This is a genomic window from Paenibacillus donghaensis, from assembly GCF_002192415.1.
Taxonomy (GTDB): Bacteria; Bacillota; Bacilli; order Paenibacillales; family Paenibacillaceae; genus Paenibacillus_AQ; species Paenibacillus_AQ donghaensis.
Genome location: NZ_CP021780.1, coordinates 6,255,728 through 6,275,809, shown reverse-complemented (window position 1 = coordinate 6,275,809; position 20,082 = coordinate 6,255,728). Strand labels below are relative to the sequence as shown.

General features: G+C 50.3%; 26 protein-coding genes. 25 read left to right on the top strand and 1 reads right to left on the bottom strand.

Features of this window, described 5'->3' with window-relative positions:
• Positions 1–9 precede the first annotated feature (9 nt).
• The 15 genes from rpmD (at position 10) to rpsI (ending at position 8,652) form a co-directional block, all read left to right on the top strand.
• On the top strand, positions 10–195 hold the full coding sequence (gene rpmD, locus B9T62_RS28445) for a 50S ribosomal protein L30 (RefSeq protein WP_087918334.1): 186 nt from the start codon (positions 10–12) through the stop codon (positions 193–195).
• A 40-nt stretch (positions 196–235) separates the two neighbouring features.
• Positions 236–676, top strand: coding sequence for a 50S ribosomal protein L15 (gene rplO / locus B9T62_RS28440; RefSeq protein ID WP_087918333.1), 441 nt, complete (start codon positions 236–238; stop codon positions 674–676).
• Complete coding sequence (secY, locus tag B9T62_RS28435; RefSeq protein WP_087918332.1) at positions 676–1,974, top strand: preprotein translocase subunit SecY; 1,299 nt, start codon at positions 676–678, stop codon at positions 1,972–1,974. Before rplO ends, secY begins: the two co-directional genes overlap by 1 nt.
• Positions 1,975–2,071: 97 nt before the next feature.
• Positions 2,072–2,716 (top strand): adenylate kinase, encoded by a 645-nt coding sequence (locus tag B9T62_RS28430; RefSeq protein ID WP_087918331.1) that lies wholly within the window; start codon positions 2,072–2,074, stop codon positions 2,714–2,716.
• Between the two features lie 4 nt (positions 2,717–2,720).
• On the top strand, positions 2,721–3,473 hold the full coding sequence (gene map / locus B9T62_RS28425; protein WP_087918330.1) for a type I methionyl aminopeptidase: 753 nt from the start codon (positions 2,721–2,723) through the stop codon (positions 3,471–3,473).
• Positions 3,474–3,484: 11 nt separating this feature from the next.
• Positions 3,485–3,793, top strand: a complete 309-nt coding sequence (locus tag B9T62_RS28420) for a KOW domain-containing RNA-binding protein (protein WP_087918329.1) — start codon at positions 3,485–3,487, stop codon at positions 3,791–3,793.
• 2 nt (positions 3,794–3,795) lie between these two features.
• Positions 3,796–4,011, top strand: a complete 216-nt coding sequence (gene infA, locus B9T62_RS28415; RefSeq protein WP_036652996.1) for a translation initiation factor IF-1 — start codon at positions 3,796–3,798, stop codon at positions 4,009–4,011.
• 94 nt (positions 4,012–4,105) lie between these two features.
• Entirely contained in the window at positions 4,106–4,219 is a 114-nt protein-coding gene (gene rpmJ, locus B9T62_RS28410) for a 50S ribosomal protein L36 (RefSeq protein WP_003322638.1), read from the top strand.
• Positions 4,220–4,238: 19 nt separating this feature from the next.
• The gene (gene rpsM / locus B9T62_RS28405) at positions 4,239–4,607 is read left to right on the top strand and encodes a 30S ribosomal protein S13 (protein ID WP_087918328.1); all 369 of its coding nucleotides are present in this window, start codon (positions 4,239–4,241) and stop codon (positions 4,605–4,607) included.
• A gap of 16 nt (positions 4,608–4,623) precedes the next feature.
• Complete coding sequence (rpsK, locus tag B9T62_RS28400; protein WP_087918327.1) at positions 4,624–5,019, top strand: 30S ribosomal protein S11; 396 nt, start codon at positions 4,624–4,626, stop codon at positions 5,017–5,019.
• Positions 5,020–5,150: 131 nt separating this feature from the next.
• A complete protein-coding gene (locus B9T62_RS28395) occupies positions 5,151–6,095 on the top strand; it encodes a DNA-directed RNA polymerase subunit alpha (protein ID WP_087918326.1) in 945 nt (314 codons plus the stop codon).
• Between the two features lie 34 nt (positions 6,096–6,129).
• Complete coding sequence (rplQ, locus tag B9T62_RS28390; RefSeq protein WP_076225057.1) at positions 6,130–6,495, top strand: 50S ribosomal protein L17; 366 nt, start codon at positions 6,130–6,132, stop codon at positions 6,493–6,495.
• Between the two features lie 306 nt (positions 6,496–6,801).
• Entirely contained in the window at positions 6,802–7,581 is a 780-nt protein-coding gene (gene truA / locus B9T62_RS28385; RefSeq protein ID WP_087918325.1) for a tRNA pseudouridine(38-40) synthase TruA, read from the top strand.
• A gap of 220 nt (positions 7,582–7,801) precedes the next feature.
• Positions 7,802–8,239, top strand: coding sequence for a 50S ribosomal protein L13 (gene rplM / locus B9T62_RS28380; protein ID WP_087918324.1), 438 nt, complete (start codon positions 7,802–7,804; stop codon positions 8,237–8,239).
• 20 nt (positions 8,240–8,259) lie between these two features.
• Positions 8,260–8,652, top strand: coding sequence for a 30S ribosomal protein S9 (gene rpsI, locus B9T62_RS28375; protein ID WP_087918323.1), 393 nt, complete (start codon positions 8,260–8,262; stop codon positions 8,650–8,652).
• A gap of 396 nt (positions 8,653–9,048) precedes the next feature.
• On the opposite strand, the gene B9T62_RS28370 is transcribed toward rpsI, so the two are convergent.
• Positions 9,049–10,077: an AraC family transcriptional regulator gene (locus B9T62_RS28370; RefSeq protein WP_087918322.1), complete on the bottom strand. Its 1,029-nt coding sequence runs from the start codon at positions 10,075–10,077 to the stop codon at positions 9,049–9,051.
• 224 nt (positions 10,078–10,301) lie between these two features.
• Between B9T62_RS28370 and B9T62_RS28365 the strand changes: the two genes are divergently transcribed.
• The 10 genes from B9T62_RS28365 to cwlD all read left to right on the top strand — a co-directional run bounded on the left by B9T62_RS28365 (position 10,302) and on the right by cwlD (position 20,052).
• On the top strand, positions 10,302–11,600 hold the full coding sequence (locus B9T62_RS28365) for an extracellular solute-binding protein (RefSeq protein WP_087918321.1): 1,299 nt from the start codon (positions 10,302–10,304) through the stop codon (positions 11,598–11,600).
• Between the two features lie 39 nt (positions 11,601–11,639).
• The gene (locus B9T62_RS28360; protein ID WP_157794048.1) at positions 11,640–12,512 is read left to right on the top strand and encodes a carbohydrate ABC transporter permease; all 873 of its coding nucleotides are present in this window, start codon (positions 11,640–11,642) and stop codon (positions 12,510–12,512) included.
• Positions 12,513–12,525: 13 nt separating this feature from the next.
• Complete coding sequence (locus B9T62_RS28355) at positions 12,526–13,392, top strand: carbohydrate ABC transporter permease (protein ID WP_157794047.1); 867 nt, start codon at positions 12,526–12,528, stop codon at positions 13,390–13,392.
• Between the two features lie 7 nt (positions 13,393–13,399).
• A complete protein-coding gene (locus tag B9T62_RS28350) occupies positions 13,400–14,905 on the top strand; it encodes a sulfatase (protein WP_087918318.1) in 1,506 nt (501 codons plus the stop codon).
• Between the two features lie 34 nt (positions 14,906–14,939).
• On the top strand, positions 14,940–15,251 hold the full coding sequence (locus B9T62_RS40310; RefSeq protein WP_211296363.1) for a sulfatase-like hydrolase/transferase: 312 nt from the start codon (positions 14,940–14,942) through the stop codon (positions 15,249–15,251).
• Positions 15,252–15,362: 111 nt separating this feature from the next.
• On the top strand, positions 15,363–15,863 hold the full coding sequence (locus B9T62_RS40305; RefSeq protein ID WP_211296362.1) for an alkaline phosphatase family protein: 501 nt from the start codon (positions 15,363–15,365) through the stop codon (positions 15,861–15,863).
• Positions 15,864–15,910: 47 nt separating this feature from the next.
• Complete coding sequence (locus B9T62_RS28340; protein WP_245864100.1) at positions 15,911–17,155, top strand: anaerobic sulfatase maturase; 1,245 nt, start codon at positions 15,911–15,913, stop codon at positions 17,153–17,155.
• A 134-nt stretch (positions 17,156–17,289) separates the two neighbouring features.
• Positions 17,290–17,982: a phosphoadenylyl-sulfate reductase gene (locus B9T62_RS28335; protein ID WP_087918317.1), complete on the top strand. Its 693-nt coding sequence runs from the start codon at positions 17,290–17,292 to the stop codon at positions 17,980–17,982.
• A gap of 39 nt (positions 17,983–18,021) precedes the next feature.
• Entirely contained in the window at positions 18,022–19,194 is a 1,173-nt protein-coding gene (sat, locus tag B9T62_RS28330; RefSeq protein ID WP_087918316.1) for a sulfate adenylyltransferase, read from the top strand.
• A gap of 84 nt (positions 19,195–19,278) precedes the next feature.
• Entirely contained in the window at positions 19,279–20,052 is a 774-nt protein-coding gene (gene cwlD, locus B9T62_RS28325) for an N-acetylmuramoyl-L-alanine amidase CwlD (RefSeq protein ID WP_087918315.1), read from the top strand.
• Positions 20,053–20,082: the final 30 nt, after the last annotated feature.

Below are 20,082 nucleotides of genomic sequence, written 5' to 3'. Positions count from 1 at the left end.
GGAACGTCAATGGCAAAATTGCAAATCACCCTCGTACGCAGCTTGATTGGACGTCCAGAAACACAACGTGTTACTGTTAAGACGCTCGGCCTGCGTAAACTTAACTCGACTGTGGTTCAAGAAGATAATGCTGCGGTTCGTGGTATGATCAATAAAGTGAACCATCTGGTATCCGTAACAGAAATTGAAGGCTAATAGCCTTCTCTAAATTAACAAACATAAGGAGGTGCAAACGATGAAGTTACATGAACTAGCTCCGGCTCCGGGTTCCCGCAAAGAACGCAATCGCGTTGGTCGTGGTCCTAGTAGCGGAAACGGTAAAACTTCCGGCCGCGGTCACAAGGGTCAAAACTCGCGTTCAGGCGGTGGTGTTCGTCTGGGCTTTGAGGGTGGACAGAACCCCCTCTATCGTCGTCTGCCTAAACGTGGTTTCGTCAATCCTACCCGTAAAGAGTATGCGATTGTGAACCTGGAAGATCTGAACAGCTTTGCAGAAGGAACGGAAGTTACTCCTCAGCTGTTGCTTGAAACTGGTGTTGTCAAAAACTCCAAGAGCGGCATTAAGATCCTCGGCAATGGCGAATTAGCCGTTAAATTGACGGTACAAGCAAATAAGTTCTCTCAATCTGCGGTAGAGAAAATCGAAGCTGCCGGCGGTAAAACCGAGGTGATCTAATGATCAAGACGTTTAAGAATATATGGCATGTTGAAGATTTGCGCAAAAAGATTCTGTTCACCCTGTTCGTTCTGTTTATCTACCGCATTGGTTCTTTTGTACCGGTTCCCGGTGTAAACAAGGAAGTACTGGAAACAGCGAATCAGAGCGGAGACGCTTTGATGGGACTCTTGAACACCTTCTCGGGCGGAGCGCTTAAAAACTTCTCGATCTTTGCGATCAGTATTTACCCGTACATTACCGCGTCTATTATCGTGCAGTTGCTTTCAATGGATGTGGTACCTAAGTTTGCCGAATGGGCTAAACAAGGGGAGCACGGTAAAAAGCAGCTGGCGCAAGTTACCCGTTATGGCACAGTAGTGTTGGGTCTGATTCAGGCTTTTGCCACATCAATCGGTTTTAACCGGATATATGGCACTGAGATGATTCCCAATGCAACCTTTGCGGATTACCTGCTAATCGCGATTATTCTGACAGCAGGTACATCGTTCCTGATGTGGCTAGGTGAGCAGATCACAGAAAAGGGAATAGGAAACGGGATCTCGATCCTGATTTTTGCGGGAATCGTCGCCGCCATCCCGGGATATATCACGAGTACGGCACAGTCAAGCTTTATTCAGCCGGATCAGGTGTTCCTGAATATTCTTAAAGTCGTTATTGTGCTGATTGTCGTTGTGGCGATTATTACAGGAGTTATCTTCGTGCAGCAAGGCATTCGGAAGATTCCTGTACAATATGCCAAACGTGTGGTTGGCAACAAAATGTACGGTGGACAGAATACGCATATTCCGATGAAGATCAATGCGGCAGGTGTAATTCCGGTTATCTTCGCCGTTTCATTGCTTCAGTTTCCGGTAGTTCTTGCCAACTTCTGGTCCACGCACGAATGGGCAAAATGGATTACGAAATACATGGCAATGGATGCACCACTTGGAATGCTTTTGTACATCGTTATGATCATCGGATTCACGTTCTTCTATACGTTTGTTCAGATGAATCCTCAGCAGATGGCCGAGAACATGAAAAAGAATGGTGGATACATTCCAGGTATTCGTCCTGGTAAAGCTACAGAGAAATATTTGACCAGAGTAATGTCCCGCCTGACGATGTCGGGTGCGCTGTTCCTGGCTTTGATCTCCGTATTGCCGATGTTCTTCGGCGCTTTGTCCGGATTGCCTAAAGAGGTTCGCATCGGCGGTACTGCACTGCTGATCGTAATCGGTGTGGCGTTGGATACCATGAAGCAGATCGAGAGCCAACTGATCAAACGCCATTACAAAGGTTTCATCAATAAATAGGCGATAGGTTCCGGCGAAGCATAAGTTCCACAGACTTCCCGGCACCTATTGTGCTGTTTCTTGCTTGGTGGCGAACTTGTGGGGGGAGAGAGAAATCGTGAACATCTTATTCATGGGCCCTCCTGGGGCAGGCAAGGGGACACAGGCTGCAGAGATCGTGAAGACCTTTGGACTTCCACATATTTCGACAGGAGATGCTTTTCGCTTGGCGATCAAGCAGGGGACTCCGGTTGGATTGAAGGCCAAATCTTTCATCGATCAAGGTTTGCTTGTGCCAGATGATGTGACGATTGGAATTGTGGAAGAACGGCTACAGCTGCCTGATTGCAAAGAGGGTTTTCTCTTGGATGGTTTTCCAAGAACTCTGTCGCAAGCAGAAGCCCTGGATGACATTCTTGGCCGCTCCGATGCTTCCTTGGATCATGTGATCAACTTGAATGTAGACCGTGGACTGCTGATGGCGCGTCTTACCGGACGCCGCATCTGTAGTGTTTGCGGAGCATCCTACCATTTGATTTTTAATCCTCCGAAGCAAGAAGGCATCTGCGACAATGATGGCGGAGAATTGTATCAACGTCCGGATGACAACGAAGAGAGTGTAGGCAAGCGCCTGGATGAGTATGATACAAAAACAGCGCCTCTGCTCGCATTTTATGACAATAAAGGTCTTTTGCGTCAGGTGAACGGAGAAAACGATATTCATGTCGTTACTTCTGAAATCGTATCTTTAGTGCGGGGTTAGTGTAATGATCATTTGTAAATCCGAACAGGAACTTGCCTTTATGAGGGAAGCTGGTCGAATTGTTGCCGAGAGTCACCGTCTGATCTCCGAAGCCATTGCGCCAGGAGTTACAACCGGAGAGCTCGACAGAATCGCCGATCAATACATTCGCAGTCAAGGTGCTGTGCCGTCTTTCAAAGGTTACAACGGGTTTCCTGCCAGCATTTGCGCTTCAGTTAACGAACAATTGGTGCATGGATTTCCCGGTAAACGCAAACTGCTTGAAGGCGACATTATCACGCTGGATATCGGAGCGGAATACCGCGGGTATCACGGTGACTCCGCCTGGACCTACGGGGTAGGCAGCATTTCCGAAGACGCTCAGCGCCTGCTGGACATTACGGAAGGCTCCTTGTACGCTGGACTGGCGCTGGTTAAACCGGATGTGCGCTTGTTTACAATCTCCCATGCGATCCAGCAATACATCGAAGAGGCTGGCTTCTCAGTCGTACGCGAGTATGTGGGTCATGGCATTGGGGCAAAACTGCATGAAGAACCGCAAATTCCTAACTATGGCATAGCGGACCGCGGACCACGTCTGAAGCCGGGTATGGTACTCGCGATTGAGCCGATGGTGAACGCAGGGAAGAGAAATGTCAGAACACTGGAAGATAACTGGACAGTCGTTACGGTAGACGGCTCACTCTGTGCTCATTTTGAGCATACAGTAGCAGTTACTCCGGACGGCATGGAAATTTTCACAAAACTGAATGCGTAGGTGATCATCACTTGAATAATGTGAACAGCCTGCAGGTTGGTCAATTAGTGAGAATTCTCAAAGGCAAGGATGCCGGAGAGGCTGCCGTTGTTATCGCAGTTGTTGATAGCAGATTTGTATATATTGCTGATGGGGACAAACGTAAGTTTGATGTTCCGAAGAAGAAGAATATTCTGCATTTGGAGCTCATACCCGTAATTAGCAATGAGATTGTAAGCAGTTTGGAAGAAACCGGACGGGTAACCAATGGCAAGCTGCGTTATGCAGTTCTGAAATATGGCGGATCCGCCGGACAAAGTGCTGAGGAGAAAGGAGACTAACTGTGGCTAAGGAAGATGTCATTGAGGTAGAAGGTACGGTCCTTGAACCGTTGCCGAATGCAACGTTTAAGGTTGAGCTGGAGAACGGTCATCAGATACTTGCTCATGTATCCGGCAAATTGCGTATGCACTTTATCCGTATATTGACCGGAGACAAAGTGGTTGTACAGTTATCGCCTTACGACTTGTCAAAAGGCCGTATAACTTACCGTAAATAGATGGGAACTACGAAGCCGGTTTTACTGAGGTGAAACTGAGTGAATCCTTTCGAAGTCAGTTTTACTAGCGTAAAACTTTGAGGAGGTAATTAACATGAAGGTAAGACCTTCTGTAAAGCCCATTTGCGAGAAATGTAAAGTTATTCGCCGCAAAGGGACTGTTATGGTAATTTGCGAAAATCCGAAACACAAACAAAAACAAGGTTAAGAAGGGGGTGTAGCGTAAAATGGCTCGTATAGCTGGAGTGGATTTGCCACGTGACAAACGCGTTGAGATCGCCTTGACTTATATTTTCGGAATCGGTAAAACGACTTCCCAGAAAATTCTTAATGAAACAGGCATTGACGTTAACACACGTGTCCGTGATTTGACGGAAGATGAAGTCAGCAAACTGCGTGAAACGATCGATAAATCAGTTAAGGTTGAAGGTGACCTTCGTCGTGAAGTTTCCTTGAATATTAAACGTCTTACCGAGATCGGCTGCTACCGTGGTGTTCGTCACCGTCGTGGATTGCCTGTTCGCGGTCAACGTACCAAAACGAATGCCCGTACCCGGAAAGGCCCGCGTCGTACGGTAGCAAACAAAAAGAAATAAGGGGGGATAAGAGACAATGGCTAAACCGAAAAAAGTCGTACGTACCAAACGCCGCGACCGTAAAAATATCGAAACTGGCGTGGCACATATTCGTTCCACGTTCAACAACACTATCGTTACCATTACGGATCCGCACGGTAATGCAATTTCCTGGGCAAGCTCCGGCGGCCAAGGATTTAAAGGATCGCGTAAGTCGACTCCATTCGCAGCACAGATGGCAGCTGAATCAGCAGCTAAAGCAGCGATGGAGCACGGCATGAAGTCTGTAGAAGTTATGGTTAAAGGACCAGGCGCGGGCCGCGAAGCAGCCATCCGTTCCCTTCAGGCCGCTGGCCTGGAAGTTAACCTCATTAAAGACGTAACTCCGGTTCCTCATAATGGATGCCGTCCGCCGAAACGTCGCCGCGTATAGTGAAATCAGTATCGTGAATGTGGTATAATTCTGACGCATCTGCTAATAATAGGTGTTTAGGCATACTACATGATGCACCTGATGGGGTGACAGTTTCATATAGGAGCGACGTTTGAAGGAGGGGTACACTCGTGATAGAAATCGAAAAGCCGAAGATTGAGACCGTAGAAGCCAATGATGAAGGAACCTATGGGAAATTCGTAGTTGAACCGCTCGAACGTGGATATGGCACGACTCTGGGGAACTCGCTTCGCCGGATTCTGCTATCCTCCCTTCCGGGAGCCGCAGTAACATCGGTCCAAATTGACGGCGTTCTGCATGAGTTCTCGACCATTCCCGGCGTAATGGAAGATGTAACGGAGGTCATTCTGAACCTTAAAGCTCTTTCCCTGAAGATTCATTCAGATGAAGAGAAAGTGTTCGAGATTGATGCTGAAGGAGAAGGCATCGTTACCGCAGGTGATATCCGTGCGGACAGCGACGTTGAAATCCTGAACCCGGATCTGCACATTGCAACGCTGGGACCTGGCGCGAGACTTCACATGCGTATTTTTGCAGGCCGTGGTCGCGGCTACGTCCAAGCGGACCGGAACAAACGCGACGATCAGCCAATCGGTGTTATCCCGGTTGACTCCATCTACACTCCTATCTCCCGTGTCAACTATGGCATAGACAACACTCGTGTTGGCCAAGTAACCAACTATGACAAGTTGACCATGGAGATCTGGACAGATGGCAGTATCAGACCGGAAGAGGCTGTAAGCCTCGGAGCCAAAATTTTGAACGAGCACCTCGTTCTGTTCGTAGGACTTACGGATGAAGCGAAAGACGCCGAAATTATGGTTGAAAAAGAAGAAGACAAAAAAGAAAAAGTTCTTGAGATGACAATCGAGGAGCTTGATCTTTCTGTCCGTTCCTACAACTGCCTCAAACGTGCCGGTATTAATACCGTGCAGGAGCTTACCACGAAGACGGAAGAAGATATGATGAAGGTGCGCAACCTGGGTCGTAAATCTTTGGAAGAAGTTCAGGAGAAGCTGGAAGAGCTTGGTTTGGGACTCCGTACAGAAGAATAGCTTACAGATTGCTTGAGTAAAGGAGGGAAAACAAATGGCATACCAAAAATTGGGCCGTGATTCCAGCGCGCGCAAAGCATTGTTCCGCGATATGGTAACGGATCTGTTCCTATACGAACGCATCCAGACAACGGAAGCCAAGGCGAAGGAAGTTCGTTCCATCGCTGAGAAACTGATCACTAAAGCGAAAAAGGGCGATCTTCATGCTCGCCGTCAAGTAGCTGCATTTGTTCGCCGCGAGACTATTGACGGTGAACAAGATGCAATCCAAAAATTGTTCTCTGATATTGCTCCTCGTTACACAGAGCGTCCAGGCGGATACACTCGTATCCTGAAGCTGGGACCTCGCCGTGGCGATGCTGCGCCTATGGTTTATCTTGAACTCGTAGACCGCGCGTAGTACACAAGAACTGATTTCCGAATGACTCCTCACTGCCACTGTCCCCCGGACAAGGGCTTTGAGAATACAAGTGTTAATGTGCAGCAGGGGGATAAGCCCTGCCGTACAATTAACCGCGGGAATCGCCTTGGTAGAGTGGAAGGAGCTCCCGCAGGGGCTCTTTTTTTTTGAAATAGAAGAGAGTATAAGTTTCACCTGATACTTTATTCCTTCTATTTCTCGGAGAAACGGAGCCGCCTTTTTCAGCGGACGGCAGAGCCGTTTCTTTTTGAAGAAGCTTAGTATATCTTGCAAGGGGATAAGGGAATGCGCAATCTATTGATGAAGGTCAATTATGACGGCACCTGTTATGATGGCTTTCAGACCCAGCCTAAGGGCAATACGATTCAGGACAGACTGGAACAGGCAATCCTCCATCTGACGGGTGAGACGACTAAGATTACCGCCTCAGGGCGTACAGATGCCGGGGTCCATGCTTATGGCCAGCCGTTCAACTTCACGACCTCCTCGCAGATCCCGCTCGAGCGCTGGTGTTTGGCGCTTAATGCCAGACTGCCGCAGGACATTGTCGTAACGGAGGCCAGAGAGGTGCCGTTGTCGTTCCACTCCCGCAGAGGAGCGAAGCGCAAAACCTACCGTTACACAATTAACGGCAACCGGTTCCCGGACCCGTTCCAGCGCCGCTGGCAGCATCACCATCCTGTGCAGCTGGATATACCGGCTATGCAGCAGGGATTGACTCATTTGATCGGCACTCATGACTTCACCTCATTTGCATCACGGCGCTCTACGAAGACTTCCCATGTCCGAACCATCTTCGAGGCCCATATGGAGATCGACCGCAGCATGTGCCGTCCATCGTCGACAGACCAGGGCGTCATATACACCTATGTGACCGGCAGTGGATTTCTGCAGCATATGGTGCGGATTATTATGGGGACGCTGATTCATGTAGGGGAAGGGAAACTGCAGGCTGATGAGGTGGCTGAAATTCTGGCAGCATGCGACCGTGCTGCGGCCGGACCTACAGCTATGTCTCAAGGACTGGCTTTAATGAGTGTGGAATACGAGGAGTCTTGGGAGTAGAATTACTTTATAAAAAAACAGGCGTAATGGCTAAAAATATCTTGCACTTGTCTTGTTTATACTGTAATATAAAAGTTGTGTTTTCTTGATGGCTATCCCACAGCCCCGATCAAGAAAATGCCAACAAAAGTCTTTGCTTCACTAACATAATCGTAAACCAATGAGAAACAAGATATACGAAACAGATGATTTTTCGTACGAGAACAAGGAGGAAACATTCATGCGTACCACCTACATGGCGAAGCCGAACGAAGTTGAACGCAATTGGCACATTATTGATGCCGAAGGCAAAACACTTGGTCGTTTGGCGAGCGAAGCCGCAGCTTTGATCCGTGGCAAACACAAACCGCAATTCACACCACATGTTGATACAGGAGATTTCGTTGTTGTTATCAACGCTGAGAAGATTCACCTGACCGGTAAGAAAATGCAGAACAAGAAATACTACCGTCACTCGATGCACCCAGGTGGCCTGAAGGTTACTGTTGCTGAAGACCTGATTAAGACTAAACCTGAACGCATGATCGAATTTGCTGTTCATGGTATGATTCCTAAGACTCGTCAAGGCAACCACATGAAGCTGAGATTGAAAGTCTATGCAGGCGCTGAGCATCCACATGCAGCACAAAAACCTGAAGTTTACGAACTTCGCGGATAAGAATAGAGGAGGACAGTTTCATGGCACAAGTACAATACTATGGGACAGGTCGTCGTAAACATTCGGTAGCACGTGTTCGCCTTGTACCGGGTGAAGGACGCATTGTCATTAACAAACGTGAGATGGATGAATATTTCGGTTTGGAAACACTCAAACTGATCGTCAAACAACCTTTGACACTGACTGAAACTTTGGGCAACTATGATGTACTCGTTATCGCACACGGTGGCGGAACATCTGGTCAAGCTGGAGCTATCCGTCACGGAATCTCCCGTGCTCTTCTGAAGGTTGACCCGGAATACCGTGGTTCCCTGAAGAAAGCCGGATTCCTGACTCGTGACCCACGCATGAAGGAACGTAAGAAGTATGGTTTGAAAGCAGCACGTCGTGCTCCTCAGTTCTCGAAACGTTAAGATCCCTTATACAACAAGGAATTCAAGCCTCTGGCCCTCGCGGTCGGGGGCTTTTATTTTGCCCTCTTAACAGGCTGTTCTTGCACTTCTTTAATAGAGGCCCCAGCTTCAAATTGCATAGAAGTATGTGTGTGTGTCTCATCTCGTGGATGGTTATGGGATGAAGTTAATGAAGTTTAATGATCACATCAAGTTTGTTATTTAGGTAGTCAAGTCTAATCGGAGTCACTCCATCATCACCACCCACTGTGGGTTGTAATTCACCTTGGCATCGTTTGGAACGTTATTTTGTCATTACATATATGGTAATATAATGCTTTGAAAACATGATTTTGTCTACCTAATGACCGGAGGCTGCAAAAACAGCAATGTCTGGCCTGTTATTCTATAATCAGTTCATCTTTGAGCAAATATCATGTCTTGCTTTGCTCGACTGCGGTACTGCTGGGGGGAAAGCCGGTGATACTGTTGAAATGCACGGGAAAAATGATGCTGGTTCTCAAAGCCCACCATGCCGGAGATTTCCTTGATGGACAGCGAGGTAAGCAAGAGCAGATCCTGAGCCTGCTGCATCCGGACGCGCTGGACATACTTCATGGGCGGCATTCCGAGTGCCGCTTTGAACAACGTTCGCAGCTGTTCTTTGCTGAGAGATACGGTCTCGGCCAGTTCTTCCAGAGACAGCGGCTCGGACAGGCGTTTTGCGATGATGTCGCATATTTCAAAGACCCGGTTGTCATAGGTCGCCGGATGATCAGGCAGCAAGTGGCACATAGCCTTGAACAGTTCCAGTATCCAGGAGAGGCCGTCCGAACTAACCTGTAGATACCTGAGCGTTTGTTCAGTGTTCAGCGTCACCGGTGGAATACCAGTTCCGCGGGTTGGGATGACTGCTTCCGGAGTGATGGCTGCTGGGAAGGGTTCGAGAAACTTTTTGTAGGTCACGGCCAGTAGTTGCCACGAAGCGACCAGGGCTTGAAAGTCTGAGGATTCCACCGTTGAGGCGATGACGGGAAAGCGGTACAGCCGTATGAAATCAAACACGCCAACTTTAGCTTCACAGGCAAAAGAGAGATAACGGAAGGGGGAACCTTCGCTGATATCCTCCCAGGTCTGATGCGTTTGAGGAGGGATGCAGACGATATCTCCGCACTTCAGTCTATACGGAACCCGTTCCAGCGTGATGGTGGCGGAACCGCCGGTTACCAGCCAGATGACGCTGTACTCGAATAAAAATTGATAAGGATGTCCCTCGTACAAACACCACTCTTTCAGCCAGCGGATGTTAATCTTAAGGTGATCCATTGAGCTGTGATTTTGAAATTCAAGCAGCTTCTGTCCTTGACTATGCCACTTCTTCAAGAAAGCCTGTTTCACTTCCGTCTGTCCTGTAGTTTCATTTCCCCTAACCACTGCAGTCTTCATCACATATCATCCCCCTCTGTTTGCTGCCAATAGAAATGAAAATCTGCATTTTTGGTACAAAAATAACGTTGCCGGATAAATACGGGCTCCCCCCTCAATGCTATAATGATAAACATTGGACGGCCGAATGGCAAGTAAGTTAGTAGGAATACTATGTCTGTGTTTTTACCGGTCAACTGGACAAAGCGTAGAGCCACCAAAGTTCATCAACAGGGGGATTAAAAATGAGACAACGGTTAACTGCGGGACTCATCATATTGACGATTATTCTTACGCTGGTACTCAGCGGCTGTGCGCCGGGTTCAGGTCAGGAGCCTGCCGGAACACAGGCAGACGGGACCGATTCGGAGAAGGTAACACTGAAATTCTGGTATCCAAATGCCGGAGAGATCACGGACCAGGCCATTCAAAAGACGATTGCATCGTTTGAAGAGCAGCACACTGACATTCATGTGGAGCTTACCGTTGTACCTTGGGATCAATATTTTCAAAAGCTGGCAGTTGCTTATTCAGGCGGCACACAGCCGGATGTGCACGGTCTTGGCTTTGGACAATTGATTTCCACGGTGGATCAGGGGAAGTACCTGAATCTTCAGCCGTATATCGACCAGGAGCAGTGGGAAGGAGCCTCCGATTTCTTCCCGGATATTTGGAAGTCCGGACAATGGCAGGATGGGCAGTACGGGCTGCTGATGCCGGATGTGCGGCCACTTGCGTGGAGGAAGGATTTCTTTAAGGAAGCCGGACTTAATCCCGAGTCGCCACCGAAGACGGTGGATGAACTGTTCGAATTCGCAAACAAGCTTAAGAAAGCGGAGAACGGTCAAACGGTCCGGTCAGGGCTCGATATTCAGATCAGCAACGGGGAGCAGTCCTATCTTTCGATTCTGCTGCTTCTGGGACAAAATTTTTACGACAACGAGGGCAATCCGCAATTTGACTCCGAAACGTCCATCCAACTGGTGGAACGGCTGGTGGAGTTATACAAGTCTGGCGGGTTTATGGCCAGCAATCAGCAGTCGACGACGGGAACACCTTTTCAGAACAGCCAGGCGGCAATGGCATTCATCTCGGCCTCAGCGGCGGCTTCGCTCGTTCAATCGGTCGGAAGCGACAACATTGGCTGGTCCCTGCCGCCTGCCGGAATCGACGGAAGCCAGCCAGCGCTGATGCTGGGCACGTTCCTTACGGCGGCGGCCAGCACCAAGCATCCCGATGCGGCGTGGGCATTCATCAAGTTCTGGTTCAGCAAGGACAACATTCTGAAGTTTACGACTGAAACCGGCAATCTGCCGCCCTTGCAGTCTGTCAAGGAAGAGTACTTAAAGGCCCACCCGGAGAATGAAATCTCCTACGAGACCATGAAGAACGCACAGGGCTATCCGCCTTCCAAGCAGTGGTCCATTAATGTTAAATATTTGCGACTCGCTCTTGAAGAGGCCTATAACGGCATTAAGGCGCCTGCGGACGCCTTAAAGGATAACGCCAAGCTGGCCAGGGATGAAATTGCAGCCACTAAATAAGATACAATCCGGGAACGGGTTTCTAAGGAGGAGATGAACATGAATAAAGGCTGGAACCGGATTGTTCCGTATCTGTTGATTTTTCCGAGCATGTTCCTGTTTCTGCTGTTCGTGCTCATTCCGGTTCTCCGCATCATTTATCTGAGCTTTACCGATTACACCATGCTCCAGCCGCCTGTATGGACGGGGAGCGCCAATTATACGAAGCTTCTTCACGATCCCATCTTCGGAAAAGCCGTGAGAAATACAGCCTGCTACTGGCTGGGCACGGTTCTTCCATCCATGGGGCTCGGTCTGGTGCTTGCGGCGGTATTGACCTTGCGGCTCAAAGGACTTGCTGCCTTCCGTGCCCTGATCTACCTGCCAGGAGTACTGTCGTCCGTGGCCGTCGCAATGACCTGGCTATGGCTGCTGGACCCGCTGCAGGGTCCGGTCAACCGCATGCTGTCCCTGTTCGGAGTGGCGGGAAGGAACTGGCTGCAGAGTCCCGACACCTCGCTCGGATCGGTCATTGTCATCGGTATCTGGACCGGAATGGGCTTCGCAATGATTGTTCTGCTTGGAGGCATTCAGGGCATTTCGGAGAGTCTGTACGAAGCCGCAGCGCTGGACGGAGCCTCGGGCGTGAGGCAATTCATCCATATTACACTTCCTCTGCTGCAGCCGATTCTGCTGTTCTTGTTCATCATCTCAACGATCCGCTCGTTTCAAGTGTTTGACCTGGTCTATATTTTGACGGGCGGAGGGCCAGCCAACTCCAGTACGACGGTGGTCACGCAGATTGTCAGCGCCAGCTTCCAGGATTATCGGATGGGTTATGCTTCGGCTATGTCTGTTGTTCTGCTTGCCGTTACCATGGCTATCACGCTCCTCCAGTACAAGATGGGAAGCCGCAATTCATCAATGGAATAGGGAAGTGCAAGAGATGAACTCCACGAAAACCGAACGTTTTACGGCTTATCTGATTTTAACGGTAATCACTTTGCTTGCTGTTCTGCCGCTGCTCATGACGTTCTTTACCTCTATGAAGGGGGATGAAGAATTTGCGGCAGGCGCGACAAGACTGCTGCCCGCCGCCTGGCATCCTTCCAACTATATCCGGGCTCTGCAAATGGCGGAATGGGGATTGTTTCTCAAAAACTCTGTTGTCGTTACGGGCGCAGCTGTACTCGGAAGCCTGATCTTCAACACCATGGCAGGATTTGCCTTTGCCAGAATCCGCTTCAAAGGGAGAAGCTTGTTATTCCTTCTGCTGCTCGTCGGGCTGATGATCCCCGCACAGGTCACCGTCATTCCCCAGTTTCTTGTACTCAAATCAATTCCGCTGTTCGGGGGGAACGATATGTTCGGGCATGGCGGAAATGGCTGGTTGGACAGCTACTATGCGCTCATTGTTCCGGAGCTTTCAGGAGCCTTCGGTGTATTTATGGCCCGGCAGTTCTATCTGCAGATGCCCAAGGCACTCGATGAAGCCGCTTATATTGACGGATCGGGCTATACCCGACTGTTCTTTTTTATTTATCTCCCCCTCAGCGGACCGCTGATCGCGACTTTGGGCATTTTCAAATTTGTGGGAGTCTGGAACGATTTCTTCCATCCGCTAATCTACACGAACAGTCCGGCAATGCGGACCGTCCAGCTGGGGCTGCAGGTGTTTCGCGGAGAGAATCAAGTTCAGTACAATCTTCTGATGGCGGCGACTCTGCTGGTGTCGATACCGATTCTGGTCATGTTTCTGCTGTTCCAAAAGCAGTTCATTCGTAGTGCCATCTCATCAAGTGTGAAAGGATGATCGATTTGTGAAAGCAATCATGGTGATGTTTGATACGCTTAATCGGCATATGCTCTCTCCTTACGGCGGACCGACATGGATAAAGACGCCCCAATTTGAACGGCTCGCCGAGCGGTCCGTCGTATTCGGCAACAGCTACATCGGCAGTATGCCCTGCATGCCGGCCCGCAGGGAGCTTCACACGGGACGTTATAATTTTTTGCACCGCAGTTGGGGGCCGCTGGAGCCGTTCGATGATTCGGCCATTGAACAGCTGGGTCAGGCCGGCGTATACACGCATCTGGTAACCGATCATCAGCATTACTGGGAGGACGGGGGAGGGACTTACCATCCCCGCTACCAAAGCTTTGAATTCGTGCGGGGCCAGGAGGGAGACCCCTGGAAAGGAGAGGTGGAGGATGATGGGACGGGGGAACCGAATAGGCCTGCGGATCCGAACATACCGGCGCCTCTGCTGAACATATGGCGCAGGATGCAGCGCCAGGACCGCATCAACCGGAAGCACATACAAGCGGAAGAAGAGTTTCCGCAAGCGCGAACCTTTGCCGAAGGCCTCGAATTTATCCGTAACAATGCCGGGGCCGACCGCTGGTTCCTGCAATTGGAAACCTTTGATCCCCATGAGCCTTTCTACAGCCCGGCGGCATATAAGAAGCTGTACCCGGGATTGAATGACTCGGCCGGCTGGGATTGGCCGGTTTACGGTCCGGTAACCGAAGCGGACGAGGAAGTGGAGCAGATGCGCCTGCAGTACGCGGCGCTCCTCAGCATGTGCGACCATTATCTTGGACAAGTAGTAGACACTATGGATGAACTGGATCTATGGAAGGATACAATGCTGATTGTAAATACGGATCACGGCTTTCTGCTTGGCGAGCATGGCCAGTGGGCCAAGTGCGTTCAGCCGTTCTACAATGAGGTCGCTCATACTCCTTTGTTCATTTGGGACCCGCGCAGCGGCAAACAGGGCGAGACCAGAAACAGTCTTGTCCAGACGATTGATCTGCCGGCGACGCTGCTGGACTTCTTCGGTCTGGAGAAACCGGAGGATATGCAGGGTGCCGCACTGAAGGAGACGATCGAGAGTGACAAGCCGGTGCGCCAGGCCGCGCTGTTCGGCATTCACGGCGGGCATGTCTGCGTGACCGACGGTCGATATGTCTATATGCGGGCTGCCGTTACGTCAGTGAACGAGCCGCTGTATGAGTATACGCTCATGCCGACACACATGAGGAGCCGGTTTCAACCCGCTGAGTTGCAGGAGATTGAGTTGGCCGGCCCTTTTTCATTCACGAAAGGTATGCAGGTGCTGAAAATTCCAAGCCGAGGCAACGGTCATCTTCACCGTTACGGAAACTTGCTGTTTGATCTCGAGCAGGACCCGCAGCAGCGCGAGCCTATTCATGATGAGCAAGTGGAGAAGCGGATGATTGCGCTGCTTCAAGGACTGATGAGGGATAGCGCTGCCCCGAGCGAACAGTTCCAGCGCCTCGGTTTGGATGAAGAGGGATAACAACAGCCTCTTCGAAAAGAAAAGGAGTGCAATCATGTCAAGGAAACGTCCGCATATCATTCTGTTTAACCCTGATCAATGGAGGGGAGATGTGCTGGGGCACATGGGCGATCCGGCCGCCCGGACACCCAATCTGGATCGGCTGGCGGCCAAGGAGGGTGTCTCGTTTAGCAGCGCATTTTGCCAAAACCCGGTGTGCACGCCGAGCCGCTGTTCGTTTATGTCGGGCTGGTATCCGCATGTACGAGGACACCGCACCATGTATCATATGATGAAGCCCGATGAGCCGGTGCTGCTGAAGACCGATTTTCGGTTCCAATCTGAAAAGAGGACAGCTCGGAGATGATACCTTCTATTCCTTCTATGCCGGTCCTTCTATGCCGGCAAAATCGAAACGGAAAAAGGAGAGGCATTATGCGGGGACAGCGATTGGGTACATATCATGGGGGCGATCGACTTGAACAAAGAGCCGCCAAGAGACCAGCCGTTATGCATTTATCTTCCCATTCTCTATCCCCATCCGCCTTATGCCGTCGAGGATCCGTGGCACAGCGCAGTTGACAGGTCTCTCCTGCCGAAACGCATCCATGCGGCAGAACACCGCGATGCCGTATTCTGCGAAGGCGGCCGCCTTCACGGCGAGCTGCACTGCAATGAATCGACACCCTATAATGAAGATCCCCACAGCCTGTACTGGCCCCGGGGTGAAATGCAGCGCAGTGAAGGGGCGGAGCATACGAAGGCGACCATGATCCGCACCAAGCGGTTTAAATATGTCTGCCGATTCTATGAAAAGGATGAGCTATATGATCTTCTGAACGATCCCGGCGAAACCGTCAATGTAATCGACGACAATTCGCAGGCTGCGGAGCTTGCCTTCCTTAAAGAGCGCATGCTCGATTTCTATCAGGAAACCTGCGATACGGTGCCCTGGGGTAGAGCAAAACGAGAGATCTGAATGGCTCAAGAAGCCTGAGCGGAGGAAGAAAGGAGCAATGGACGCGTATGGGCGAAATGTGCGCCGGAGCAAGCGGAAGACATGTAAGTGTGATGTGGAAAACCGTCTCGGAAGATTGCAACCTGGCATGTGATTACTGCTATTACAGCACATGCGGAGGAAAGCCGGGAAAGATCAACCGGATCGAATCCTCGCTCCTTGATACCTTCATGAAAGGGTATATGCGGCAGACGAGCGGCGTGGCCGCCTTTACCTGGCAGGGCGGCGAGCCCTTACTGGCGGGACTGGATTTTTTTGAGGAAGTTGTGAGCTTGCAGGCGAAGTATGCCCCTCCACATACGGTCATCAGCAACTCCCTTCAAACCAACGGGACGCTGCTGACCGATAAGTGGGCTGCATTTTTGAAGAGCTACAACTTTCTCGTCGGTGTGAGTCTGGACGGACCGCAGGAGATCCATGATGCCAGAAGAGTGGATGCGCTGGGGCAAGGAAGCTTTAACGGGGTCTTGAAAGGCATTGGCCATTTAAGGCAGCATGGAGTCGATTTCAACATCCTGACGGTGATTCATAAAGGCAACGTGAATAAAGCGGCGGAGCTGCTGGACTTCTATAAGCGGGAGAATTTTGACTATGTGCAGTTTATTCCCTGCATGGATTTCCGCTCCCAGGAGACAGACAGGCCCGGAGTATATGAAATCACCCCCGAGGAGTATGGGGAGTTTGAGGCTTTCGATATCTGGTACAATAACGGCAGTCCCGACATGTCCATCCGTTTCTTTGACAATATGATGGGCGTCTATATGAACGCTGAAGCAGAGCTGTGCATTCACCGTTCCGTTTGTCCCGATATGCTGGTGCTGGAACAGAACGGGGATGCTTTTCCGTGCGATTTTTTCATCAATGAAGAGTGGAAGCTTGGCAACGTAGGCGTTCAGTCCCTGAAGGAACTCCTGTCGAGTCCGGTCTATCGGGAATTCAAGTCGCTCAAGCCGCGCCTTCCCGAGCCGTGCCGGACTTGCGAATGGAAGTCATTATGCCACGGCGGTTGTCCCCGGAACAGAGCCTGGTCCGATAACCGGATGTCCTCTGACCCGGATTACTTTTGCGCTTCCTACAAAAAGATCTACGCTCATGCGGATGAACGAATGAAGCTTCTTGCCGCCAAGCTGCGCAGGGAGCAGTTCAAGAAGAATGTGGACCGTTATCTTAAGGGGCATGCCCCGGGAAGAAATGAACCCTGCGCATGCGGAAGCAGTAAAAAGTATAAACATTGCTGTATGGAGAGTATGTAGGGCATGTCTGAAATTAAGAGGGTTTGAACCTGCGACCTCTTGCTCCCGAATTTCATTGACATCCTCCCTGAAAGCTATATACTATTTCATATGAGAATAGTTGGAATTGAGATATGGATGGAGGAATAAAACAAATGAATCTGCTTGAGAAGGAAGATCTCGTTAAGATCAAAGCTGAGGAATTGGAAACCGCATCTCCTGAGGAGATCATTCGCTGGGCTGTTGAGACATTTCCTAACCTTACATTTGCCTGCAGCTTTGGTGCAGAGGATGTAGTGCTCGTTGATATGCTACAGAAGGTCAGTCCATCTACGGATGTATTTTATCTGGATACTGAATTTCACTTCAAGGAAACCTATGAAACCAGAGATATGATGTCTGAGAAATACGGTTTAGAGTTCGTGCGTGTTGCTCCGCAGATTACTCCACAGGAACAGGCTCTGCAGTATGGGGAGTCCCTATGGACCGTTGACCCTAACCAGTGCTGCGGAATTCGCAAGGTTGAGCCGCTGACACGGATTCTATCTCAATATGATGCCTGGATTACCGGTATCCGCCGGGATCAAGCTCCTACCCGCGCCAACACCAAGAAAGTGGAATACGACTACAAATTTGGACTTGTTAAATTTAATCCGATTGCCGACTGGACGACAGAAGATGTCTGGAACTATATCCGCGAGAATGATGTGATCTATAACCCGCTGCATGACCGTAATTTCCCTAGTATCGGCTGTGAGCAATGCACACGTGCAGTAATGCCGGGTGAAGATCCGCGTGCCGGACGCTGGTCAGGATCAGAGAAGACAGAGTGCGGACTGCACAAATAAGCTTGGTTCTGTAATACCAACACAGAAGGAGAGTATGAGATGACTTCAATACTTCCGCATGGCGGAACACTGGTTCAGCGTATAGTGGAGGGTGAGCAGAGAGCGAAACTGCTGCAGGATGCCCTTGAATATCCTGTGATTCCTTTGAATACCTGGACTTTGTCTGATCTTGATCTGATTGCTGTAGGCGCGTTCTCGCCGCTTACCGGATTCCTGAACGAAGCAGACTACCACTCTGTGGTGAAGAATATGCGTCTTGCCGATGGCACGGTATGGAGTATCCCGATTACACTGGCTATTGGAGAAGAGCAGCGTGCTCTGTTATCTGTGGGTGACCGCATGTCTCTTACAGGTGAAGAGGATGGTGTAATCTACGGACTGCTGGATATCGAGAGCATCTATGAGGTTGATCAAGCTCTGGAAGCACAAAATGTATTCAAAACACTTGATCCGGCCCATCCAGGTGTCAGCAAGCTGATGGCGCGTCCGGCAACTTATGTGGGCGGCTCCATTACTGTGCTTAATCGGCCGCAGCCAGAGAAATTCTCGGAATTCTATTATGACCCGGCGGTGACACGCCAGATCTTTGCAGACAAGGGCTGGAGAACCGTTGTGGGCTTCCAGACGCGCAATCCGGTCCATCGTGCTCATGAATACATCCAGAAGTGTGCTATGGAGGTTGTAGACGCCCTTTTCCTCAATCCGCTTGTCGGTGAGACCAAATCGGATGATGTCCCAGCCAATGTGCGGATGAAGAGCTACCTTGTTTTATTAGAGAACTACTACCCGAAGGATCGTACCTTCCTGGGCGTTTTTCCGGCAGCAATGAGATATGCAGGTCCCCGAGAGGCTATATTCCATGCGATGGTGCGGAAGAATTACGGCTGTACCCACTTTATTGTCGGCCGCGACCATGCCGGGGTGGGAGATTATTACGGTACCTATGAGGCGCAGGAGATTTTCTCCAATTTTACAGCGGAAGAACTGGGCATTACTCCTTTATTCTTTGAACACAGCTTCTTCTGCACCAAATGCGGCAGCATGGCCTCCAACAAAACCTGTCCGCACGGAAGCGAACATCATATGGCGCTGTCGGGCACCAAGGTGCGCGCGCTGCTTCGTGACGGACAGTGTCCGCCGCCGGAATTTACGCGTCCAGAGGTAGCTGAGGTGCTGATTGAAGGGATGTCGCAGGAAGCGGCTGTCCAATAGTCCAATAATACAGGAGCGGGTACTATTTGACCCTCTTGTCCCATATAGATGAGTAGAATCTATCGGGACGAGGGGGTCTTTGTTATGTCTGGCCGAAAGCACAGTAAAGTCTCGGTCTGGATCTCATGGAGCAGCATCAAAAAAGGGGTGTTCGGCATGCTTCTGCTGGCTTTAATGATCGGTATTATTGCCTATGATATGCCCACAGCCAGAACAGTGAATTACTGGAGTCTGCCCCTGTCAGGCAAGGTCATCGCGCTGGATGCCGGCCATGGAGGGCCGGACGGGGGGGCGGTCAGCCGGGACGGGCTGATCGAGAAGGACATCAATCTGGCAGTGACGCTCTATTTGCGTGATTACCTGCAGCAGGCCGGAGCCATTGTGGTCATGACCCGTGAAGGGGATTATGACCTGGCCCAGGATGAGACCAAGGGATATGCCAGACGCAAGACAGAAGATCTGAAGCAAAGAGTGAGAAGCATTGAGGAGAAGGATGCGGACCTTTTTATAAGCGTGCATATGAACAGCATTCCTTCCGGACGCTGGAGCGGCGCGCAGACCTTCTACTACCCTAATCATGGAGATAATAAAGCCATAGCTGAATTTATACAGGATGAGCTTCGAGTTACACTGGAGAATACGGAACGTGTGGCCAAAACTGTGAATACCGTATATTTGCTGAAGGCGCTTAGAATACCGTCTGTGCTGGTAGAGGTTGGTTTCTTGTCCAATCCTGAGGAGTCCCTGCTGCTGGGCAGCGATATCTATCAGCGCAAGGTGGCGACCAGCATTTACCGCGGCATTCTCCGCTATGCTTCAGAGGGTGCGCCCAAGGACTACTCTTCCGCAGAAAGGTAATGTTATAATAGACAAAAATACCGGGGCTAT

Bases quoted from the DNA above. Each gene is read 5' to 3' on its own strand.
- rpmD (WP_087918334.1), top strand. From the start codon at position 10: ATGGCAAAATTGCAAATCACCCTCGTACGCAGCTTGATTGGACGTCCA.
- rplO (WP_087918333.1), top strand. From the start codon at position 236: ATGAAGTTACATGAACTAGCTCCGGCTCCGGGTTCCCGCAAAGAACGC.
- secY (WP_087918332.1), top strand. From the start codon at position 676: ATGATCAAGACGTTTAAGAATATATGGCATGTTGAAGATTTGCGCAAA.
- map (WP_087918330.1), top strand. From the start codon at position 2,721: ATGATCATTTGTAAATCCGAACAGGAACTTGCCTTTATGAGGGAAGCT.
- rpmJ (WP_003322638.1), top strand. From the start codon at position 4,106: ATGAAGGTAAGACCTTCTGTAAAGCCCATTTGCGAGAAATGTAAAGTT.
- rpsM (WP_087918328.1), top strand. From the start codon at position 4,239: ATGGCTCGTATAGCTGGAGTGGATTTGCCACGTGACAAACGCGTTGAG.
- rpsK (WP_087918327.1), top strand. From the start codon at position 4,624: ATGGCTAAACCGAAAAAAGTCGTACGTACCAAACGCCGCGACCGTAAA.
- rplQ (WP_076225057.1), top strand. From the start codon at position 6,130: ATGGCATACCAAAAATTGGGCCGTGATTCCAGCGCGCGCAAAGCATTG.
- truA (WP_087918325.1), top strand. From the start codon at position 6,802: ATGCGCAATCTATTGATGAAGGTCAATTATGACGGCACCTGTTATGAT.
- rplM (WP_087918324.1), top strand. From the start codon at position 7,802: ATGCGTACCACCTACATGGCGAAGCCGAACGAAGTTGAACGCAATTGG.
- rpsI (WP_087918323.1), top strand. From the start codon at position 8,260: ATGGCACAAGTACAATACTATGGGACAGGTCGTCGTAAACATTCGGTA.
- B9T62_RS28370 (WP_087918322.1), bottom strand. From the start codon at position 10,077: ATGAAGACTGCAGTGGTTAGGGGAAATGAAACTACAGGACAGACGGAA.
- B9T62_RS28365 (WP_087918321.1), top strand. From the start codon at position 10,302: ATGAGACAACGGTTAACTGCGGGACTCATCATATTGACGATTATTCTT.
- B9T62_RS28360 (WP_157794048.1), top strand. From the start codon at position 11,640: ATGAATAAAGGCTGGAACCGGATTGTTCCGTATCTGTTGATTTTTCCG.
- B9T62_RS28355 (WP_157794047.1), top strand. From the start codon at position 12,526: ATGAACTCCACGAAAACCGAACGTTTTACGGCTTATCTGATTTTAACG.
- B9T62_RS40310 (WP_211296363.1), top strand. From the start codon at position 14,940: ATGTCAAGGAAACGTCCGCATATCATTCTGTTTAACCCTGATCAATGG.
- B9T62_RS28340 (WP_245864100.1), top strand. From the start codon at position 15,911: ATGGGCGAAATGTGCGCCGGAGCAAGCGGAAGACATGTAAGTGTGATG.
- B9T62_RS28335 (WP_087918317.1), top strand. From the start codon at position 17,290: ATGAATCTGCTTGAGAAGGAAGATCTCGTTAAGATCAAAGCTGAGGAA.
- sat (WP_087918316.1), top strand. From the start codon at position 18,022: ATGACTTCAATACTTCCGCATGGCGGAACACTGGTTCAGCGTATAGTG.
- cwlD (WP_087918315.1), top strand. From the start codon at position 19,279: ATGTCTGGCCGAAAGCACAGTAAAGTCTCGGTCTGGATCTCATGGAGC.